19 protein-coding genes are annotated in these 20389 nt (G+C 50.4%); 10 read left to right on the top strand and 9 right to left on the bottom strand.

Annotation, left to right across the window (positions count from 1 at the left end):
- The first annotated feature begins 111 nt into the window (after positions 1-111).
- Together LMG33818_RS09565 and LMG33818_RS09570 are read left to right on the top strand one after the other, a co-directional pair.
- Positions 112-858: an alpha/beta hydrolase gene (locus LMG33818_RS09565; RefSeq protein ID WP_442323158.1), complete on the top strand. Its 747-nt coding sequence runs from the start codon at positions 112-114 to the stop codon at positions 856-858.
- 97 nt (positions 859-955) lie between these two features.
- Positions 956-2557, top strand: a complete 1602-nt coding sequence (locus tag LMG33818_RS09570; protein WP_442323159.1) for a gamma-glutamyltransferase family protein — start codon at positions 956-958, stop codon at positions 2555-2557.
- Positions 2558-2569: 12 nt separating this feature from the next.
- Here LMG33818_RS09570 and LMG33818_RS09575 read toward each other — a convergent pair whose 3' ends face one another.
- From LMG33818_RS09575 to LMG33818_RS09595, 5 genes are all read right to left on the bottom strand, one after another.
- Positions 2570-3688: a hypothetical protein gene (locus LMG33818_RS09575; protein ID WP_442323160.1), complete on the bottom strand. Its 1119-nt coding sequence runs from the start codon at positions 3686-3688 to the stop codon at positions 2570-2572.
- A 3-nt stretch (positions 3689-3691) separates the two neighbouring features.
- Positions 3692-5059, bottom strand: coding sequence for an MATE family efflux transporter (locus LMG33818_RS09580; protein WP_442323161.1), 1368 nt, complete (start codon positions 5057-5059; stop codon positions 3692-3694).
- 66 nt (positions 5060-5125) lie between these two features.
- Positions 5126-5380 carry a YfhL family 4Fe-4S dicluster ferredoxin gene (locus LMG33818_RS09585; RefSeq protein WP_442323162.1) on the bottom strand — a complete coding sequence of 85 codons (255 nt, stop codon included), beginning with the start codon at positions 5378-5380 and terminating at the stop codon, positions 5126-5128.
- A 56-nt stretch (positions 5381-5436) separates the two neighbouring features.
- On the bottom strand, positions 5437-5925 hold the full coding sequence (coaD, locus tag LMG33818_RS09590; protein WP_442323163.1) for a pantetheine-phosphate adenylyltransferase: 489 nt from the start codon (positions 5923-5925) through the stop codon (positions 5437-5439).
- A gap of 139 nt (positions 5926-6064) precedes the next feature.
- Positions 6065-7942 (bottom strand): beta-ketoacyl synthase, encoded by a 1878-nt coding sequence (locus tag LMG33818_RS09595; RefSeq protein ID WP_442323333.1) that lies wholly within the window; start codon positions 7940-7942, stop codon positions 6065-6067.
- Positions 7943-8286: 344 nt separating this feature from the next.
- On the opposite strand from LMG33818_RS09595, the gene trmB reads away from it, so the two are divergent.
- From trmB to LMG33818_RS09610, 3 genes are all read left to right on the top strand, one after another.
- Positions 8287-8952, top strand: a complete 666-nt coding sequence (trmB, locus tag LMG33818_RS09600) for a tRNA (guanine(46)-N(7))-methyltransferase TrmB (protein ID WP_442323164.1) — start codon at positions 8287-8289, stop codon at positions 8950-8952.
- 256 nt (positions 8953-9208) lie between these two features.
- Positions 9209-10675: a D-alanyl-D-alanine carboxypeptidase/D-alanyl-D-alanine endopeptidase gene (gene dacB, locus LMG33818_RS09605; RefSeq protein WP_442323165.1), complete on the top strand. Its 1467-nt coding sequence runs from the start codon at positions 9209-9211 to the stop codon at positions 10673-10675.
- A 199-nt stretch (positions 10676-10874) separates the two neighbouring features.
- A complete protein-coding gene (locus tag LMG33818_RS09610; RefSeq protein WP_442323166.1) occupies positions 10875-11267 on the top strand; it encodes a diacylglycerol kinase in 393 nt (130 codons plus the stop codon).
- 184 nt (positions 11268-11451) lie between these two features.
- On the opposite strand, the gene LMG33818_RS09615 is transcribed toward LMG33818_RS09610, so the two are convergent.
- Complete coding sequence (locus LMG33818_RS09615) at positions 11452-12936, bottom strand: aminotransferase-like domain-containing protein (RefSeq protein WP_442323167.1); 1485 nt, start codon at positions 12934-12936, stop codon at positions 11452-11454.
- A gap of 368 nt (positions 12937-13304) precedes the next feature.
- Between LMG33818_RS09615 and pdxS the strand changes: the two genes are divergently transcribed.
- Both pdxS and pdxT read left to right on the top strand, forming a co-directional pair.
- On the top strand, positions 13305-14234 hold the full coding sequence (pdxS, locus tag LMG33818_RS09620; protein ID WP_442323168.1) for a pyridoxal 5'-phosphate synthase lyase subunit PdxS: 930 nt from the start codon (positions 13305-13307) through the stop codon (positions 14232-14234).
- Between the two features lies 1 nt (position 14235).
- Complete coding sequence (gene pdxT / locus LMG33818_RS09625) at positions 14236-14844, top strand: pyridoxal 5'-phosphate synthase glutaminase subunit PdxT (protein ID WP_442323169.1); 609 nt, start codon at positions 14236-14238, stop codon at positions 14842-14844.
- A gap of 70 nt (positions 14845-14914) precedes the next feature.
- Here the strand turns inward: pdxT and LMG33818_RS09630 are convergent, their stop codons facing one another.
- From LMG33818_RS09630 to LMG33818_RS09640, 3 genes are all read right to left on the bottom strand, one after another.
- Entirely contained in the window at positions 14915-15388 is a 474-nt protein-coding gene (locus tag LMG33818_RS09630; protein WP_442323170.1) for an NUDIX hydrolase, read from the bottom strand.
- A 55-nt stretch (positions 15389-15443) separates the two neighbouring features.
- Positions 15444-16535: an AbrB family transcriptional regulator gene (locus LMG33818_RS09635; RefSeq protein WP_442323171.1), complete on the bottom strand. Its 1092-nt coding sequence runs from the start codon at positions 16533-16535 to the stop codon at positions 15444-15446.
- 205 nt (positions 16536-16740) lie between these two features.
- Positions 16741-17220: a nucleoside 2-deoxyribosyltransferase gene (locus LMG33818_RS09640; RefSeq protein ID WP_442323172.1), complete on the bottom strand. Its 480-nt coding sequence runs from the start codon at positions 17218-17220 to the stop codon at positions 16741-16743.
- Positions 17221-17481: 261 nt separating this feature from the next.
- On the opposite strand from LMG33818_RS09640, the gene cysP reads away from it, so the two are divergent.
- From cysP to cysW, 3 genes are all read left to right on the top strand, one after another.
- Positions 17482-18546: a thiosulfate ABC transporter substrate-binding protein CysP gene (cysP, locus tag LMG33818_RS09645; RefSeq protein WP_442323173.1), complete on the top strand. Its 1065-nt coding sequence runs from the start codon at positions 17482-17484 to the stop codon at positions 18544-18546.
- A gap of 16 nt (positions 18547-18562) precedes the next feature.
- Positions 18563-19381 carry a sulfate ABC transporter permease subunit CysT gene (cysT, locus tag LMG33818_RS09650; RefSeq protein WP_442323174.1) on the top strand — a complete coding sequence of 273 codons (819 nt, stop codon included), beginning with the start codon at positions 18563-18565 and terminating at the stop codon, positions 19379-19381.
- A gap of 107 nt (positions 19382-19488) precedes the next feature.
- The gene (gene cysW, locus LMG33818_RS09655) at positions 19489-20337 is read left to right on the top strand and encodes a sulfate ABC transporter permease subunit CysW (RefSeq protein ID WP_442323175.1); all 849 of its coding nucleotides are present in this window, start codon (positions 19489-19491) and stop codon (positions 20335-20337) included.
- The last annotated feature ends 52 nt before the right edge of the window (positions 20338-20389 follow it).

Here is a 20389-nt window from a genome sequence, read left to right on the forward strand (position 1 = left end):
ATAAATTCAGTTGGATGAGCTTTCTTTAGCCATAATGGCATGCCTATAACGCACGTTCATGACTTTTCACCGCATATAACTCGGATCAAAGATAAAAAAGAGGCTAATTCCATGGCTTGGCTGCAGTGTCGTTTTTATTCGGAAGTGCTTGAGATTGATACGTCCCTTCAGGCCATTATCCCGGAAGGTGGTGAGGGGCCATGGCCCACACTGTATTTGCTGCATGGCTTGAGTGACGATGAAAGTGGCTGGTGTCGGATGACATCGATTGAACGCTATGCCAGACAATATCAGCTCGCGGTGATTATGCCCGCCTGTGGGCGTGGGTATTATACGGACATGGTACATGGACCAAATTGGTACGAATTCCTGACACAGGAAGTACCCCGGGTCGCTGGTCGACTGTTCCCGCTTTCACATGAACGACAGGATACCTTTGTAGCGGGCCTCTCGATGGGAGGATACGGTGCTTTCAAATGGGCCTTGAATGAACCTGAACGCTTTGCTGCCGCGGCTAGCCTTTCAGGTTCTCTGGATATTCTTGCGGTACAAAAGCGTAAGACCGTTCCTTCGGATTTCATTAATATTTTCGGTGATACCGATCCCTCGGGTACTTCCGGCGATCTATTGGCACTTGTAAAACATGCCCCTCTGAATATTTCAGAATTACCGCGTCTTTATCAGTGGTGTGGTACCGAGGATCATCTTTACAGCGTCAATGCGGCTTTTAGGGATGCTGCACGGGAACGTGGTATTGCGCTTGATTATAGTGAGGCACCCGGAGATCATGATTGGCGCTATTGGGATGAGCAAATCGCCACGGTGCTGGCATGGCTACCACTTCGAAAACAACATTGATGTGCTGTGATGAAGAGCGCTTTCTTTTTGATTGAGAGGCTTTTTCATTCTTGCCGAGACAGGTTTCTAACTCACATTATTTTTCAGGAAATATTTAATGCTTCAAAGTGCTCAATCCACGCGAGGTATGGTGGTCGCACCGCATCATCTGGCTTCTCAAACGGGGCTCTCCATTTTGCGTGAAGGGGGGAGTGCCATCGATGCCATGGTGGCCGCCGCTGCAACAATTGCCGTTGTTTATCCCCATATGAACAGTCTGGGAGGCGATGGTTTCTGGTTGATCGTACCGCCGGAAGGGGAGCCGATCGCGATCGATGCCAGCGGGCCTACGGGTTTGAGTGCGACACTGGATTACTACTGCGATCGTGGTTACCAGCAGATTCCTTACCGTGGACTTGATGCGGCGTTAACTGTGCCTGGCACTATCAGTGGATGGCAAAAGGCGCGTGAATATGCAGAAAGGCATCACACGGCGGATAGCCTTCCCCTGGAAAGGCTTTTGGCCGATGCGTTGACCTATGCGCGGGATGGTTTTCCCGTGTCGCATTCACAATCAGTCATTACACACGAGAAGCGGGACGAATTGCGTCATGTGCCGGGTTTTGCCGAAACCTTTCTCGATAACGGTGAAACTCCGTCAGTACACGCCCGCTTTAAACAACCTGCTTTGGCCAGAACGTTGGAGACGTTGGCTCGAAATGGGCTGGATGACTTTTACCGCGGTGAGCTAAGCCAACGCCTGATTGGTGAATGGGCAGAATTGGGCGGCATCTTGACGGAAGAGGACTTGCATCAGTATCAGGCGAAGATTGAGACGCCCCTGTGTCTAGAACACTCGATGGGAAAAATCTACAACGTGGCACCCCCTACTCAGGGGATCGTCTCTGAGCTGATTCTGGGGATTGCGGATCAACTCAATATACAGAACGTCGTCACTGAAAGTGCCGATTACGTTCATATTCTGGTAGAAGCAACCAAGCGTGCTTTTGCCATTCGTGACCGATATGTCACAGACCCGTCACGTATGACGCATGACATGCAGGCATTCCTAACGCCTGAAGCATTGGCTGCGGAAGCATCGCAGATAAATATGGGCCATGCCGCCGCATGGGGGAGTGATAAAGGCCCGGCGGATACCATCTGGATGGGCGCGATAGATGCAGAAGGCTGGTCTGTCTCTTTCATCCAAAGCATCTACCATGAGTTCGGTAGCGGTGTTGTTTTAAAGGATGCCGGTATTATCTTGCAAAATCGGGGGGCTTCTTTCAGCCTGAATCCATCCGACCTAAACGTGCTGGCACCCGGAATGCAACCCTTTCATACGCTTAACCCTGCGGCAGCATGTTTTCACGATGGACGCCGTATGGTCTACGGCTGTATGGGCGGCGATGGACAACCACAAACACAATCTGCCCTCTTTACTCGGTATGCATTGTTTAATGAAGGCCTACAGCGGGCAATCACTGCGCCGCGATGGTTGCTGGGGCGTACCTGGGGCAAGAGTAGTATGAACCTGAAGCTGGAGGATCGCTTTCCACCTGCCGTAATAGAGGCGCTTGTCGCCCGCGGGCATGACGTCGAGCTATTGGCTTCTTTCAGCGAGGTTGTCGGACATGCAGGGGGCATTGTCCGCTATCCTCAGGGTATTCTGGAAGGTGCTACCGACCCCCGAAGCAATGGGCTTGCTGCAGGTTTCTAGCCTATGTGAATCTCATTGGGAACGGTCGTCATCATAGCGTGTTTTCCAACGTTGTATGGCGATCTCTTCCTTGATGACCTGCAAGCATTCAATCATTAACTGGCTGAATTGTTGTTCACTGACGAGTGAATCCTGAAGTGTGTTATTGAAGGCATCGTGTACGATGCTCTGGATGGCCGCTTCGTATGAAGGTGAATACATGCTTTGGTGGGTTTCCCTGACCAGCTGTTCCACGACATCAGTGAGGCTGCTTTCTAACATATGGGTCATGCTTTTACCAAACGGGAGCTGGTTAAGTGCTTTCACGCCTGAATTGGCACTCACCACTCGGCGCGTTGTCTGTTTCAGATAATTTTCCAACTGGGCCGAATGTTCTCGTCCAATAGAACGGCTGATATCCAGCACATGTTGACTGATATAGCTGACCCATTGTTCCTGATAAGGGATTAGTACGCGTGAGATCATGTTCTGCTTCAGGCCATTTCCTTCACGAAGGTCTTCCTGGGCATTACTCAATAGTTTGTTCGCAATACGGTCTGAAAGCTCTTCCATCACAATGTCATAATACTTGTGAAAGAAGGCGTAGGTTTTCCACGTTCTGACATTGATCGTACCGCTGTTTTGAAGGCGGATTCCCAAACCGATGACTCGAAGAATACGCAGCCAACGCAACCCGGGAAAGGGGAGTGAGCCGAGTACGTCATACCAATGCACGAATGGATAAAAGAACCAGCGATAATAATGTTTGTTGATGATCGACATGATCCATCCCGCCGCGAGGTCGACGACAAAAAAAGCGACAAAACAGAGGTCGATATGCGTCTCGTTAACCGAGGCCCAATGGGCATGGTTATTAAGAACCGGTGAAATATCACTGAGTAGAGAGGGCAACGGCGTATGGCGATAAAACCAATCAAAGATGATCAGAAACAGGCTAATGATAGCTGCGATGATCGCAATAACATCCCAAAGCTCATACCACTTGGCCTGGCGTCGTGACAGTCGTTGCTGCATAAAGGGGCGCGTCTTGTCCTTATCGGGCGAGTGAGTGTCTGAAAGCGGAATGTCTGCTTCCCGCCCGCTGGCGATGTTGTCCCTTGCGTCATGTGTCGAAAACCTGGATCTACCCATGTGCTATGACTCCCTGACAGGCGTTGAAGACCATCTTCCCTTGCGCCACTTCAGATAAATACCGCTCAAGCTGGCAGAACGTACCAATGTAAACATCATGAAGGAAAACCATAAACCATTATTGCCCCAGCTTCGGGTGAAATACCATGTTGGCAGAAAAACGAAAAGTGAGAGCAATAACGTATCACGCATGGGTTTTGTGGCCGTGGCACCTACAAACACACCATCCATCAAATAGGCCCAGACGGCAATCAACGGCATGATGATCATCCAGGGCAAGTACGTCTGCGCAGCGTCCTGAACACTCTTCAGACTTGTCAACAGCTCAATTAGCCATGAGCCAAATACTGCAAGCAGCACGGAGGCTGTCAATGCTGTCCAGAACGATAAACGGGCGCAGGCACGTACGGATGCGCCGAACAGGTCAAAGCGTTTGGCGCCGATAGCACTGCCCGTCATGGCTTCAGCAGATTGTGCAAAACCATCCAGCGCGTATGACGTCAGCATCAGGAATTCCATCAGTACTGCATTGGCTGCCAGCAGCGTGGTGCCTGACACTGCACCCCGTGATGTAAAGAAAGTATTCACGAACAATAGGCACAGGGTACGAATGAAGAGATATTTATTGACGTTGAACAGTGCCAGATAATCGTCAATATGTTTGAGCATGGTGGTGGCAAACTTTCCTGATAATTGTCCACTCCGTCGCCATATCAGGGCGATACCTACCAGCAGAGTGAAGTAATCGGAAACTAGTGAAGCCCATGCTACGCCATTGCTGTGTAATCCCATCCATAATACGAACAGTAGTAATAACAGGATGTTGATGCTATTGCTGACCAGTACCAACAGCAATGTTGTCCGTGAATGCTGTTGCCCTAGAAACCAGCCGAGAATCACATAATTGGCCAGCACTGCAGGTGCCGAGAAAATTCGGATGTGTGCAAATTGCGTCGCCAGTGCCTGTACGCTTGGACTGCCCCCAATCAAATGAATTGCCCACGGGATAATCAGCGGCGAGAGTGCAATAAGGAGAATGCCAAGCGAACAGGCCGTTGCCAGTGATTGCATCAATATCCTGCGTAAACGGTCGTCGCTTTCTTGCCCGAAGGCCTGTGAGGTCAATCCCGTTGTTCCCATGCGAAGAAAACCAAACGCCCAGAACAGGAGGTCGAAAAGGGTGGTGCCTAATGTGACGGCGCCCAAATAACGTGCGTTGGATAGATGCCCGACCGCGGCAGTACCAATCAGACCAAGTAACGGAACGCTAATATTGGACAGAATGATGGGCCATGCCAGATGCCATACCTTGCGCATTGGAACATGAGGTGGGGGCGAGGTGATAGCGTGCTCGGGCATGGCATTGGACATGGCGACAATATAATCAGGAAAGCGAGTATAGACTGGAAATTGAGTATAAAAAGGAAAGAGCGTTGCTTATTCGCTGCTGGAAGTAATCAATTCATACTTGGCCATCAGTTGAGCATGGCTCTCTGCGTGTTGAGGATCGTGTGGAATACAATCCACAGGGCATACCTGCTGACACTGAGGCTCATCGAAATGTCCTACACACTCGGTACAAAGCGTGGGATCAATTTCGTAGATCTCTTCACCGGGATAAATAGCACCATTGGGACACTCTGGTTCACATACATCACAGTTGATGCATTCATCCGTAATCATCAACGCCATGATTGATCTTCCTCTGCCATGCTCTGGCAATTGCTGATATGCGCGTACTTAAACCACTATTGGGGACGGGCAGAAAAGCGGACTTGTAATGCCTCGGCGACCGGTGGTGGAACCAGCCTGGATACATCCCCTCCCAGGCGTGCTATTTCCCTCACAATACTAGAGGAAATACCCGCATATTCGGGGGAGGCCGGAAGAAACAGGCTTTCTGTTCCCGGTCGCTGTATCCGATTGATCTGCGCCAATTGGGCTTCGTACTCCATATCATGACTGCTACGAATACCCCGTACCATAGTGTACGCCTGCTGCTCATTCAGTAAGTCAGTCATTAGCCCTTCAAAGCCGATCACCGAGACATTGGGCAAATCGTGGGAAACGGTTTCAAGTAATCCGATACGTTCCTCAAGACGGAATATTGGCTGCTTGCCTGCGCTGGCAGCCACCGCCACAACCACCTCGTCAAATAGCGGCGCAATACGCTTGATGATATCCAGGTGCCCCAGTGTGACAGGATCAAACGTGCCCGGATAAATAACCTTGGTCATGGCGAGACGTGTCTCCATTAATGCGACGGCGCAGCGTGACAGAATGGACTCATGCTTTCTTGTTTCCCGAAAGAACCGTTCTCTGGCGATTGGAAATCAACAGAGAACGAAATCAATAGAGTTTCCGGGGCTGCGGCGCTTACCTGATCGTACCAAATGGGTTTTCGATATCCAACGAAATCGGCTGTGCGTACCCCGGAATCGAGATCTTTTCAGCCGTAATCTCCAGCTCTGGCCCTTCCAGCACATTTTCACCAAAGACATAACGTGGCGAGAATTCACCGGATAGTGAACGCTCTTCGAATGCTTCGGCTGCCTGACGCACGTGATCCCGCTTATGACGCCACTCAGTCATGGCCTTTTCACCGTGGCGCTGTTTAAGCAGCTTTTCCGTCACTTCAGGTGATAGTAAGGGGGCTGTTGCGTTATTCCCACCGAAGCCTTTGGCATTGATAAAGGCAATGTCGGCATGGGATTCCGCCGTTTTTTGCTGAAGCGAAAGGCATTCGGCGTATACGTCATCTGCCACTTGGTCCAGATGCGCAATCCCCGGCATCAGTTTGTGGGAGAAGCCACTTAATGCACTGGTGATTTGATCACCTGCAGCGCTTCCCTGAGTATGCCCGATGAAGGATTTGATCGCTGTTACCGGCCATTCCCTGATATCGAAGGCTGTCGCTACCTGATGCAGTACGTGAGATTCTGTCGTCCTGTTCTTCGGTGTGCTGGTGCCATGCGCATGGACATAGCTGCGTTCACGAATGGCATCCTCACCGAGCATGGAACGTGCAAAGGCCACGCTTTTCGCTAGAGTGATGTAATTGCCGATACCCGGGGCCGAAATGGAGCGTTTCCAGCCGTCAGCGTTGACATGCACCTCCGGTACACAACCGAGAATTTCTGCACCCAATTCAAGCGCCAATGAATCGTCCATCAGTAAAATGAACTGCGATGCTTCCGCAATGGTGAAACCACAGTTCTTGGCGAAAGGGCGACACGCACGCTGATAGTCTTCGTCGGTCAACAGTTCCAGAGCATCGAGTGCCTTTAGGCTGTTATCGTCCGCCAATGCGCTCATGGCGCGGAAACCTTCGATGATTTCAGGCGTGACCGGTGCGTCTGCTGTACCTACCATGACAACACGGCGACGGCCTTCACGGATATCTTCTACTGCAGCACGCAAGTTATAAAGGAACGTGGCGCACGCGCCGAAGAGTCCGGCGGTTGTCCCCACATTGCCAAGCACATAGGCATTCAGGAAGTCGGCAGGCATTTGCCCATAGCCCAACGGCATCTGTTTGGAGGTTGCCCGTTGCCCTGTGACATAGCTTTGCAACAGTCCACCCCAACCTTGCTTATCGAGTTGCCCGGTGGAGTTGCTGGCGTATACGCCAATTTTATCCGGCGCGACGTGGTCGATAACCGTTTGCCAGTCAAGACCGCTCTGCCCTAGACAGTCCGATGCACCAAAGATGGTCATGGCGAGGGCGCGTGGATGGTGGACACTCCGATAGAACGCCGTTGGCTCAAACCCGGTAGGAAGCTGCCCGGCACTGTTAACCAGCGGTTTCTTGTGGTCCGGTAACAGGGCATGGAATTCACCTGCCGGGATGTTCACTTGTACGGTTTTCGAGTCTATTTCGCTTACCTGCCATGTTTCAGGCACTGTTTCCGGCAGCTCTCTCTTGCGCAGTGTGAACTGTACAGGTTCGTGCAATTCAAGCCTGGCATTGCTATTGGCAACAATACCCTCGGCCCCGAATGCGGGTTCTTCCGTACGGCGAATCAGCGTATGGTTCAGGATATAATCCCGATGTTGGGCCACGATCTCTTTTGGAGTAGAAACATCACCGTTGCTGTTGAGCCATTCCCCTTGCGCGTTTCTGTGGGCCAGTCCCATCAGCGAAGCGAGCCCCAGTAGGGTATTCTCGTGATCTTCACTGGATAGGGCGTCAAGGACGGTGCGTCTGAAGGCCTGATGCCCTGACACTCTACCGGCGGGATTAATACCTCCCATCCCGACAATTACTGGTAAATAAGACAAGCCTGAATCCTCACTCTTGCACGGCCGCCACCTCAGAAACAAGACGAGTGAAATTGCACTCCGCCATCCGAGTAATGGCAAACCGCTGAAATACTGTAGATATATCAATATACTATGCGCAATGCTTCACACTTGGAAGCATTCAGAGAGTGACTATGACGGTCAAAGCGATTTCAGCTAAAAACGACAATAATCACAGACGCACACAAAACTTTTAGCGATGATACCATTGCAGAGTAAAGCCCGTCATGGAGCGGCAATAAATTAATTGAAAGGTTTAGATACACTGTTCTTGAACAGTGGTCCCGAGATCAAGCATGCAGGCCAATTCAACCCCCGTTTACAGCACTCAGCAAGGCCCACATTCTGACCTTGAAAGGCAGGTTCGGCGTGCACTTTCATCGACGTGGCAACGCCCATTCGCTGAACATAGTCGTCGGGCATTCGATGAGAGTATGGCGTGGCGCGCCCGTTATCCGCATTCCCCGCTGATTCTGGATTCCGGCTGTGGCGTAGGCCTTTCAACGCGTCAATTGGCAGAAGCCTTTCCGGAAAGCGTGGTGATCGGAGTTGACCGCAGTGATGATCGCTTGAATCGTGAACATGGTGTTCTACCTGAAAACGCGTTACTGGTAAGGGCGGATCTAGTGGACTTCTGGCGTCTTATGCGGCACGCAGAAGTCTCTGTCAGCCAGCATTATCTTCTGTACCCCAACCCGTATCCGAAAGCCTCCCAGCTGAAGTATCGTTGGCAAGGGCATCCCGTGTTGCCGGATTTGCTGGCGCTTGGAGGAAGGCTTGAAATGCGGACCAATTGGGATATCTATGCGCATGAGTTTGCTCTGGCGGTCGAATGGGCCAAGGGCATAGTGTGTTGCGCTAAGCCTTTCGATCCCGGCGAGCACTACCTGACGCATTTCGAACGTAAATATAGCCAAAGCGGGCATGTTCTCTGGCGTGTGGTTGCAGAGCTATCTGAATGATGCCGGTGGCCAACGCTTGTCTTCCGTATGAATTGCCAGATAAAAATGCTGTAGTAAACACGTGTTTGAGGTCATTAATGCATGAAAATCGGCAACTAATGCTGAGTGGGCCTGCTTCCCGTGCTAGAGTAATAACCCTATAGGCTTTATTTGACTGGGCGAATAGTCCTTGCTGTTCAGTACCGGCTTATAATCTTGCAAGGTAAACCTGTAGTACTGCCTTGCCAACCATCAGGTTTGAGGAGAAAAAGCGTTGTTGTCGACCATTCGCCGGAATTTGCCAGGTCTACGCAAAGGGTATGCCCTTTTGGCAGGCACCTTGCTTGCAGTAATGCCCGGAGTTACACATGCAGCCGGATTACCTGCATTGGAGAAGTTGTCTGCTGGTAAATTCGAAATCAGTGCGGAAGTCCAGATGCTGGATAATCATCGTGTTCTTGGGCAAGACAACGCACGTAGCCTTTTGACGCCTGCTTCTCTATCGAAACTTTATGTCTCCTCGGCGGCTCTGGATCGCTTCGGGCCCCAGCATCGTTTTACGACTCGGCTGATGTCTACCGGCCAGATTCGTGGCAACGTATTGTATGGCAATTTATACGTGGATGGCGGGGGTGCCCCCGCGATGACAACAGAAGAATATTGGAGCCTTGTCCAACAATTGCATGCGATTGGTATAGACCATATTCGTGGGCAAGTGTTGCTGGCCCAATGGCCTTATGGCCCATCACCGTGTCTCGTGAGTGACCGTTGCAAGGCGATGACGGCTTCTTCCAATTCCTATGATGCTTTATTGTCTCCCGTGGCGGTTAATTACGGTAATTGGTGTACCGAAGTTGTACCTACACAGCCCGGGCAACCTGCGCATGTTTCGAGCTGCTTTGGGCCGCGTTCGTTATTGCCTGTTCGAGGTACTGTCCGTACAGTATCGGCGGGTCATGCAACGGGCATCGGAGCCCGTCGGGTAACCGAGAACGGTATTGATACGCTGATGCTCTCAGGGCAAATATCCACTGCTGATGGTCCGCGGCAGCTGTTTCGGTCGTCATCCAACCCTTCCTCCGAAACAGCTGAAATCCTGCGTAACCTGTTGGCACAAAACGATATAAGTGTTTCGGGTGGCGTCTCCGTTTATCCCCATGCCATTCCTCAAAGTGCCTCTGAAGTGGCCTCGGTGGATAGCCCCCCCTTGCAAATGGCGTTAATGGATATGCTGGATTACTCCAACAATTTCATGGCCGATACGCTCACCATGGATATGTCATCCAGTACCCCTGCCACGATGGCAAGTGGAACGAGTTACATCGAAAACTTTGTGAGCCAGAATGTCCCGGATCATGGTCCATTGACGTTGATGAGCGGTAGTGGACTAACACCGGAAAATCGTACCAGTGCCCATGGTTTGGTCACTCTGTTGAACTATATGTATCATCGTTCCGAACTCTTCCCTACACTCTATGCGGCCATGCAAACGCCGTATAACGGGGTGGCAGGTCATATCCGGCATGGAAGTGCGTTGTTCCAGCGTAATGTCATGGTGAAAACCGGAACGTTGGATCAACCTGTGGGTGTTCGCTCCATTGCAGGCTATTTCCGTACCGCCAGTGGTCGTTGGGGAGCTTTTGCAGTGTTGTTGCGCGGGCATGATGGCCCTCCCTATCTGAACTGGCCGATTGCCATACAAGCATTGTCGGATGATCTCACACCGATCATTCGCAACAATTAATACGCATGTTGAGCACTGATTGAATGATGAGAGAATTCGGGGGGGAAAGAGGCTGTTCTGGTTTTCCCCCAATAGATCGAACGTTCACCGGAGCGTGCTTTCAGGCTAAGCGCCCTCTATAGAGAAAGATCGGGAAAGGCATTGTATTCTATCTCCCCATAGTAGGATGCAAGCCCTCCCAACACCGTTGGATTCGCCAATGAAACCCAGCAACAATTTCGGCTTCAAGAAAGTCTACAACTCAACTCGATATTCCCTCTATGGCTTACGTTCCGGCTGGCGCTGTGAGCAAGCCTTCCGTTTCGAGGTGATTCTGGCGATCATCACTTTTCCTGCTTCGTTCTGGTTGGCCGAGAGCTTTATCCATTGGGCCATGATGATCTGCACCTCCTTGCTGGTATTGTTGACTGAACTGGTTAACTCTGCCATTGAGGCTGTCGTGGATCGCATGGGCGATGACTACAATGAGTTGTCCGGGCGGGCGAAGGATCTGGGGTCAGCGGCAGTCATGATGAGCGGGATTATGGCAGCAATAGTGTGGGGGGGATCCTTGCTTATTCGCTTGGGTATCCTTCCTGTTCACTGTGGTTAAGTTCCGTTTGTTGTGATGCAATGATATTGCTCACAACACCCCGTACAGCGTCATACTGGTTGACCTCTCAAGTGTTTCGAATTGTATGGCCTGCGCAGGTCCATTTCCTCAAGGCGCGATTATGGCTGAATTATTCGGTATAGGCACTTTGCAGACACTCTGTGTTTAATTGATGGTTTGTCTCTTATTGAGTGCGCATCTCTACCATTAACCGGCGCATTACATCGTAAATGTAGGGGGACTGACATTGTGCAACATTGAAACGCATGAAGTTGTCCGCGTTGTGTGACTCACTGAATACGGTTCCCGGAGCCAGAAGCACCTGTTGTTTTACAGCCTCCTGAGCCAATAGCTTTGCGCTAATGCCTTCTGGTAATTTAGTCCACAAGAACATTCCTCCCCGAGGTTCGATCCACGGTGAAATGCCTACGGATGATAAACGCTCAATCACCATGTTCATGGCAGATGATAGGCGTTTCCGCATACCCTCTATATGTTTTCGATAAGCGCCGCTACTTAATAACAAGTGTAATAATTTGGCTGAAAAGTGCCCTGATTCAAAAGCGGTAGCCAATTTGAGGTCGATCAGTTCTTCCAGCCATCGCTCGGATGCCGCGATATAACCTACCCTGACAGAGGCTGACAGCGTCTTCGAAAAACTTCCTGTATGAATAACGCGGTTCAGACCATCCAATGCGGCCAGCCTGGGAGCAGGACGCCATTCGAAATCGGCAAAAACATCATCTTCAATAATCATGAGGTCGAACTGTTCAGCCAATTTCAGTAGTCGGTGTGCTGTATCAAACGATAATGAAGCACCGGTGGGGTTATGAAGGGCTGCATTTGTAATATAAAGGCGTGGAGAAGCGGTTTTGAGCGCGTGTTCAAATACTGCCAAATCTGGTCCATTCACGGTATAAGGGACTCGGACAACCTTGGCCTTGTGGGCCTTCAGCAGGGCTTGAAAACTGAAATAACAAGGGTCATCCACGATGACGGCGTCCCCTGGCGTGAGTAATACGCGACAAATCAGATCCACCGCCTGTGTTCCCGATTCAGTCATCATTAATTGTTTTGGCGATGCCACAATGCCACGGTCATTGATTCGATGGGCAAGCAGTTCACGTAAGGCAGGTAGCCCTTGCGGTGTCCCATATCCGGTAAGCGGGGCGGCCGGTTGACGTGAAAGCATGCGAAGTGCTCGACGAATTTCATCCGTCGGCATCCATGTTTCGGGTAACCATCCACATCCAGGCTGATAATTTACCCGACTGTCATCCAGCGAGTGGCGAATGATCCAGACAGGATCAATATCCTGCTTTCCCAACGCTGGGCTTTTATTAGGCGTATTAATTGTATTCGAGAGCATCTCTGGCTTAATGTAATCGGCTGCTTCGTGCATTGCGCGCTTGATAGGGCGATCATTGACATAAAAACCTGAACCCGCGCGGGGTTCTATCACTCCTTCGGCAACCAGCCGCTCGTAGGCATTTACGACGGTAGATTTCGAGACACCTATAGAGGCAGCCTGTGCTCGAATCGAGGGGAGGCGGCTTCCGGCAACAAGATGCCGATCTTTGATGCGTTGACGAATATCTTGCATCACCCGTGTGATAAGGGGGGCATCGCTCTTTTTGTTTTCCACTGAATTTCCCTCGCCTTCTGCCATACCTAACTACTACACCTAACTAACACACCCAATGGGATAAAAACTGTGCTGCTCTACAGAGGAGTACAGTTCATTAAAATTGTACTCTTATTGTCTCTGTTTTAGTACTTGAGTGCAGGTCACTATGGACTAACACTTTGTTGTTTAAATTCGTCTGAGTGCTGGTGTTTTGTTGGGCGTACCGTCAGGGAAAGTGCTGTTCGGTAAAGGTGATATTCAGGATTGTCCTTCTGTGTATAACTTTATTTGTATGCATGATTTTTATGCATGGATTGAAAGTCTCTTCCTTCTGTTCGTTGCTCGATTCCACTACTCGAATGAATGTCCCGCACACTTCATATACATGATAGACACTGGGGAAACTTTCCATGGTAAGTATTGATATTCAGGAATCCAGCGCTGACAGAATGCGTTTGAAAATCGGGTTGGCCGAAATGCTGAAGGGCGGCGTCATTATGGATGTATGTACCATTGAACAGGCAGAAATTGCTCAGGAAGCGGGAGCAGCGGCCGTGATGGCACTTGAGCGTGTACCTGCCCAGATTCGTGCCGAAGGGGGGGTGGCCCGAATGGCAAACCCGCGCCTTATCCAGCAAATCATGGAAGTGGTGTCCATTCCCGTTATGGCGAAAGCACGTATAGGGCATTTTGCCGAAGCCAGTGTGCTTGAGAGTCTGGGGGTGGATTTCATCGATGAAAGTGAAGTACTGACCCCGGCAGATGAGGTATACCATATCGATAAAACAGCGTTTGATACCCCCTTTGTATGTGGTGCACGTAATTTGGGGGAGGCCTTGCGGCGTATCAATGAAGGCGCCGCCATGATTCGTACAAAAGGAGAAGCCGGTACCGGTGATGTGGTGCATGCAGTACAACACATGCGTCAGATCATGGCAGATATTCGCGCCATCGCCAGCATGCGTGAAGATGAGCTTTACGTAGCTGCACGGGATTACAAGGTCCCTTTTGAACTGCTGAAAGTGGTAGCTGAAACCGGAGCTTTGCCTGTTCCCAATTTCTCTGCAGGGGGAATTGCTACGCCTGCTGATGCGGCACTGATGAGAAGCCTGGGCGCGGAAGCCATTTTCGTAGGCTCGGGTATTTTCATGAGTGATGGTATGCATTATGCGCCCTACGAAGAAGCGGTGCAGCGAGCGCGTGCCATTGTTCGTGCGTGTACTTATTATGAGCAACCTGATGTGGTAGCGGAGTGTGCTGCCGAGTGTAGTGGGGCAATGAAGGGGCTGGCTGTCAGCACGTTACAGGCTAATCAAATGCTCCAGGGGCGGGGTGATTAGTATGTCTACCAAAAGGAGTCCTACTATTGGTGTTCTCGGGCTTCAGGGGGCTTATCAGGCACATATGATTCGCCTGCAATTACTTGGTGCTCATACACGGTTGATATATCAGGCCAGGGATTTGGATCAGGTCGATGGTGTCGTGCTGCCCGGCGGTGAATCGACCACTATGCTACATTTTTTGACGGGGGACGGAGTCCGCTCGGATTCGACAGAGGAGGGGCCATCCCTATGGCAGGCGCTGCAGCGTTTTGTAATGAAAAAACCGGTATTGGGCACCTGCGCGGGTTTGATCCTTCTTGCAAAGGAGGTCCTGCCTAAGCAGCCCTCTTTAAAAGCGTTGGACGTTGTCGTAAAGCGCAATGCCTATGGACGACAGCGTGACTCGCGTATTGTATATGCGGAGAGTGAGCTGGGTGATGAGCCTACAGAGATGGTCTTTATTCGAGCGCCCACGATTGAGCAGGTGGGCTCTGATGTCGAAGTACTTGCCTATAGGGATGAACATCCCGTTCTGGTACAGCAAGACAATGTAATCGGTTGTGCATTTCATCCGGAACTGGGTAGGGAAATGCGTGTTCACCAGCGCTTGCTGTCCCTTTGCGTTTGAAAATGGTCAGGGCTTATGCATTTGAGCCATGAGCCCTGATGATATTGCCTTGTCTTCACGCAGGATTGTTTCAAGGGTGAAGGTGTTGGTAACGTTGTATCAATATGGGGGCTATTTCATTTTTGAGCAGGGGCGCAAGCTCAGGTAGATTGGGGTTGAAATCTTTTAGGGATAATAGAGGCAACCAACGAAATTCTTCAATTTCGGCAGCGCAGCTGATCTCATTGTTATCACTGACTTTATCGTCATCATCAAGCGACTCATTGCCTATGTGATGGATTAGATACGCGGTTGCTCTTACCTGATAGCCTTGTTCGTTGGCAGCATCAGCCTGAAATTGCCCCAATAACGTCAGCCTACCTGTTGGTGTTACTCCAAGCTCTTCCTGCCATTCACGCCTCAATGTTACCTCGGACGATTCACCTGCCTCCGGTTTACCCCCCGGCAACATGAATGCCGTTGTGTTGCGTTTCCTGACGACCAGAAGTTTTTCCTGATTGTTGACATAACAACCGGTTACTATGTGAATGATGGAGCCGGACATATGGAGTTAGTAGCCTTTATTGAAGAGGATTATGTTCCGCTTTTCTTTTAGATAATTACTGCGAATGAGGATGACCGTCGCCCTTTTCTACCGCAAAGCGCGCAATTTGTTTTGCCATCCATGGCCCTGCCAGTACGACAGAGAACATCCGTAGAATTTGCAATGCTGCGACTATCCCCACATCAGCATGTGTATCCAAAGCGATGATTGTCATTGAATCCAATCCGCCGGGGCTAGTGGCCAAATAGAGGCTGAGGTAATCGGAGCTAATGAAAAATTGCAAAACATAGGCGGAAATCGCACACAACCCAATCAATAGCATGGAAGAGACGACCATCATGGGAATAGCCTTGATGACATACATGATCGTGGGTTTATCGAAGCGCAATCCCACGTAGGCGCCAATAAGCCCGTAGGCAATCGACAGAATGGGTAGTGGTAAATCCAGATGAATCCACCCCAGTAGCTGAAGCGGTGTGGCAATAATCACGGGGCCCAGCATGGCACCGGCGGGTATCAGTTTGCGACCGATCAGAGAACCTGCGGCGAGGAGTACAAGGGTAATGATCAGCATTATCGGATCGTGAGTGATACTGGCACTCGTGGCGGCTGAACTGGATGTGGTTCCAGATGACGGGTGAAGAAAATGCGCGACTATAGCCCCAGTGAGCACAACACAGACTACACGTACATACTGCATGGTCGCGACAACCCGTGGATCGCCCCCATTATCTTCTGCCATGGCTACCATGACAGAGGCACCGCCGGGAGACGTTCCCCATGCCGCCGTTGTGCCCGGCATTCCCCCGAAACGAACATTGAAAAGCCCAACCGGAAAACTGATAAACAATAGAATAACGGTGACCACCAGCATGGCAATCCAGTGGTGTGCGATATTCATGATAACGGCGAGCGTGAATGCCTCACTAATAAGTATGCCGATGGCCCCCTGGCCAAGATTGAACCAGACGCGTTCCACCTTGAGGGAGATACCCAAGAGAGCAAGCACGATAGAGGCGAGCATGGGGCCAATAAACTGGCCTCCGGGGAAATTGATGTAGACCAGACATTGGCTGGCAATGCCGCATAAAACAACAAGAAGTAGCCAGCGAAGAGGGCGTGGTAGGCGTGTTAGCGGCTGAGACAACGTGGTTATCTCCAGTTGGATTATTGGAATGTGTGCATGTAGAGAGATAATAGCTTAACAAAAAACAAAGTGGTTTTCTTTTCTGAGCAACTTCCGCCAGTTTCGCTTCAGGTTGGATGATCGCTCTTCATCTAATGATTGCGTTCCCAATTTGCGTGATATTGACGGTGATCCCGGTACTTTTTCTTTTGGTATGATGGCTGGCTCAATGATCCCCCCTATAAGTCAGCAATGCAGTATGTAGCGCTTCGTCCAAAGAGGTATGAAGTGGAGAGTGGATGCTCTCGGTAATCATTAAGTTATCAAAACCGCCAAAGTTTTCGATGGTCATGCCATCTTCCCTGACGCGCGAGAAATACTCGGTATGAATATCGCTATAGGCCCATACCGGTTTTCCCAGTCCATATGCACATCCGACTTCCCACACCGTCCCCACATCCGCTGAAGGGCCTCTAAATGGAGTGAGGTTGGCAATCACAAAGTCTGCCCTGCGTATCAATTCCATATTATTGGCAAAAATAAGTGCACGCATGGCGGCCCCCTCCGTTTCAACAGGCAATTCGTTATCCATAGGCGTAAGCGGGATAAACCCTGCCTGACGTACCCGCTCCCTGATGTCTTCGGCATGTTCGAGCGCATTCGGAAAGAAAACATCGGGCCCTGCCAGATAGACTTGCTTGGTCATCCTGATCTCCCTTTCTATCAAATGTGTATTGTATGGCATAAGAGGCGTAGGCAAAGGGGGTAGCCTCTCTATTGTTATTCTTAAAATGAATAAAAGTGTTTATTGTAATAACAAAATGTATTGTTTAGGCTAGCACTATTAGGCGATGGAATTGTGATAAAGAGGCGCCAGGGTACCAACTCCTCATGTTATACCACGCCATGACAATACCTATAATGACACTCGCCAATGTCACGACTTGTTTGCGGAGACTCACATCTCATGTCTACCCTTTCCGGACGTTTGCCATTGCCACGTATGCCTCATCCTTGCGCGACGTTGCGTCGAAATATCAAGCGTTGTCTTCTTGTGTGTCTCCTGCTTCCGTTGGGAATGGGATACACGGCCTTTGCCTATGCAGACACCGTACTGACCAACGCATCGTTTGATGTTTCCCGTGAGCTCTATAAAGCGCTTAATCCCCCTTTTATCGCACAATGGGATAAATCCCATGGGGGGCAACTCTCCATCGTGCAATCACATGCAGGTTCTTCAGCACAGGCCAGATCTGTCATTGAAGGGTTGAATGCCGATGTGGTGACCTTTAATCAGGCCAGTGATATTGACATGATTGCGCAGGCAGGATTGATCGATTCTCATTGGCAGCAACGATTACCTCATCAGTCATCCCCCTATTATTCGACGATGGCCTTTCTTGTTCGCAAGGGGAACCCGAAACACATAAAAACCTGGCAGGATCTAGCGCAGAAAGGAGTGAGTCTGGTCTTCCCGAATCCCAAAACGTCAGGGAATGGGCGCTATACCTATTTGGCTGCATGGGCTGCGGAACAGCAACAGGATCACAATGATGAGGCAACCACAGAAGCATTCATGCGCAAGTTCCTTGGCAATGTGACCACGTTTGACAATGGTGGTCGTGGTGCTACCACCTCCTTTGTTGAGCATGGGGTCGGCGATGTGCTGATCAGTTTTGAATCAGAAATAGACAGTCTGGCAAAACAGCACCCCGGGCAGTACGACGTCATTATTCCAACGGTGGATATTCTGGCTGAGATGCCCGTGACATGGGTAGATGCCAATGTTGAGCGCAATCATAGTCAGGTATTGGCACAGGCCTATCTCCACTATCTTTACACGCCCTTGGCACAGAAAATTATCGCTGAACATTACTATCGTGTGAGCGATCCCACTGTAGCCAGGCAATTTGCTCATCAGTTCCCGGCTACTCACTTGCTCTCTATCAACAAAGTATTCGGTAGTTGGAATAGCATATTGAAAACCCACTTTTCCTCGGGTGGCAAGTTGGATCAATTGGAGCAGCCATGATGCGGGGGACTCTCCTTTGAAGAAGCGCCGAATACTTCCCGGGTTTGGCCTGTCGCTCGGTATCAGCCTGACCTATGTATGCATTATTCTTCTTTTACCAATAGGCAGTTTGATCGGGCAGCTCTCCCATTTGAGCTGGGCATCCTATTGGTCAGTGATTACAGATCCTCGAAATCTGGCAAGTTATTGGGTGACTCTTTCCAGTGCGGGAAGTGCGGCGTTGTTCAATATGGTCTTTGGTTTATTGGCTGCCTGGGTATTGGTACGTTACCAGTTCCCGGGGAAACGCGTGTTGGATGCACTGATAGATCTTCCCTTCGCACTTCCGACAGCTGTAGCCGGAATTACGCTTTCTACGCTTTATTCAACACATGGCGCGATAGGACATTGGCTCGGCTTCAAGGTGGCTTACGCCTGGTGGGGAATTGTCGTGGCGATGTCATTCACCAGTATTCCTTTTGTAGTGAGGAATGTGCAGCCTGTGCTGGAAGAGTTGCCACATAGTGTTGATGAAGCCGCCATTACCCTGGGCGCCAGTAATTTCCACGCTTTCCGTAAAGTCATTTTTCCTTTTATCTGGCCTGCTTTATTGACGGGCACGGCATTGGCCTTTGCGCGTTGCCTGGGGGAATACGGTGCCGTCATCTTTATTGCAGGTAATTTGCCCTACAAAACCGAAGTCACCTCATTGATGATCGTCACGCGATTGCAGGAGTTCGACTACCCCGGCGCATCGGCCATTGCGTCTATCGTATTGCTGGCCTCTTTGGTGCTTTTGCTGCTCATTAATAGCTATCAGGCCCGTTTTTTTCACCGAATTCATGGCAATCGTTAGGGGGCTGGTTGTGATGAAAAAAGCGATTGCTACAAGAAATAGCGAACGGTGGTTTGCATATGACAGGGCGACTTACAGTGCTGGAATGATCAGTATGGGAGATGGCTATGTATCGAGTTGGTGATTCCGTTGGGGTGCGTCGGACACTCATAGGGCTATTGATTGTATTGTCTCTGCTGGTGTTGGTGGCGCCTCTGCTGGAGATTGTGCATCAAGCATTTTCTTCCGGAATACACGGTTTTATTACGAACCTGTGCAATACCTATACCGTCAAGGCTGTATTACTGACGTTGTTGATTGCCTGTATCACGGTTCCAGTCAATATCGTGTTTGGCATCGTGTTTTCATGGTTGATTACGCGGTTCGAATTTCCCGGGCGGCGTATTCTTCAAACATTGATTGATATTCCATTTGCGGTTTCCCCCGTTATCGCAGGCCTTGTGTATCTGTTGCTTTATGGCCGTAACGGCTGGTTGGGGCATTGGCTGGATCTTCACAATATCCAATTGATGTTTGCGTGGCCGGGCATGGTGTTGGTGACGATATTTGTTACCTGCCCCTTCGTTGCGCGTGAACTGATCCCGCTGATGCAGGCACAGGGAGTGCGTGAAGAGGAGGCGGCCGTGAGTCTGGGGGCACGCGGATGGACGTTATTTCGGCGCATCACCTTGCCTAATATCCGCCTTGGCCTGATTTATGGCGTCATTCTGACCAATGCACGCGCAATGGGGGAGTTTGGTGCGGTATCCGTGGTCTCTGGCATGATCAACGGCGTCACTATTAGCCTACCTCTTCAGGTGGATCAGCTGTATCAGGACTACAACACTGTCGGGTCATTCGTTTCTGCACTGCTATTAGCGGTGTTGGCGGTTATTACACTCTTTATTCGTGCTTTTCTGGATCATTGGCAACAGCGCCGGCTTGTTGTTGAGAGCAATGATGATAGAAATGCCTGATGTCAGGATAAACATTGTGTCTGGAGAGCAACGCCAGAGCGGCGTGAATATT

Source organism: Cernens ardua (assembly GCF_051251085.1).
Classification (GTDB): domain Bacteria; phylum Pseudomonadota; class Gammaproteobacteria; order Pseudomonadales; family Halomonadaceae; genus Cernens; species Cernens ardua.

Coding starts and splice junctions, on each gene's coding strand:
- pdxT (WP_442323169.1), top strand. CDS start 14,236: ATGTCTACCAAAAGGAGTCCTACTATTGGTGTTCTCGGGCTTCAGGGG.
- coaD (WP_442323163.1), bottom strand. CDS start 5,925: ATGACCAAGGTTATTTATCCGGGCACGTTTGATCCTGTCACACTGGGG.
- LMG33818_RS09595 (WP_442323333.1), bottom strand. CDS start 7,942: ATGGGAGGTATTAATCCCGCCGGTAGAGTGTCAGGGCATCAGGCCTTC.
- LMG33818_RS09630 (WP_442323170.1), bottom strand. CDS start 15,388: ATGTCCGGCTCCATCATTCACATAGTAACCGGTTGTTATGTCAACAAT.
- trmB (WP_442323164.1), top strand. CDS start 8,287: ATGCAGGCCAATTCAACCCCCGTTTACAGCACTCAGCAAGGCCCACAT.
- cysW (WP_442323175.1), top strand. CDS start 19,489: ATGTATCGAGTTGGTGATTCCGTTGGGGTGCGTCGGACACTCATAGGG.
- LMG33818_RS09570 (WP_442323159.1), top strand. CDS start 956: ATGCTTCAAAGTGCTCAATCCACGCGAGGTATGGTGGTCGCACCGCAT.
- LMG33818_RS09610 (WP_442323166.1), top strand. CDS start 10,875: ATGAAACCCAGCAACAATTTCGGCTTCAAGAAAGTCTACAACTCAACT.
- LMG33818_RS09615 (WP_442323167.1), bottom strand. CDS start 12,936: ATGGCAGAAGGCGAGGGAAATTCAGTGGAAAACAAAAAGAGCGATGCC.
- LMG33818_RS09575 (WP_442323160.1), bottom strand. CDS start 3,688: ATGGGTAGATCCAGGTTTTCGACACATGACGCAAGGGACAACATCGCC.
- LMG33818_RS09640 (WP_442323172.1), bottom strand. CDS start 17,220: ATGACCAAGCAAGTCTATCTGGCAGGGCCCGATGTTTTCTTTCCGAAT.
- LMG33818_RS09580 (WP_442323161.1), bottom strand. CDS start 5,059: ATGTCCAATGCCATGCCCGAGCACGCTATCACCTCGCCCCCACCTCAT.
- pdxS (WP_442323168.1), top strand. CDS start 13,305: ATGGTAAGTATTGATATTCAGGAATCCAGCGCTGACAGAATGCGTTTG.
- LMG33818_RS09565 (WP_442323158.1), top strand. CDS start 112: ATGGCTTGGCTGCAGTGTCGTTTTTATTCGGAAGTGCTTGAGATTGAT.
- LMG33818_RS09585 (WP_442323162.1), bottom strand. CDS start 5,380: ATGGCGTTGATGATTACGGATGAATGCATCAACTGTGATGTATGTGAA.
- cysP (WP_442323173.1), top strand. CDS start 17,482: ATGTCTACCCTTTCCGGACGTTTGCCATTGCCACGTATGCCTCATCCT.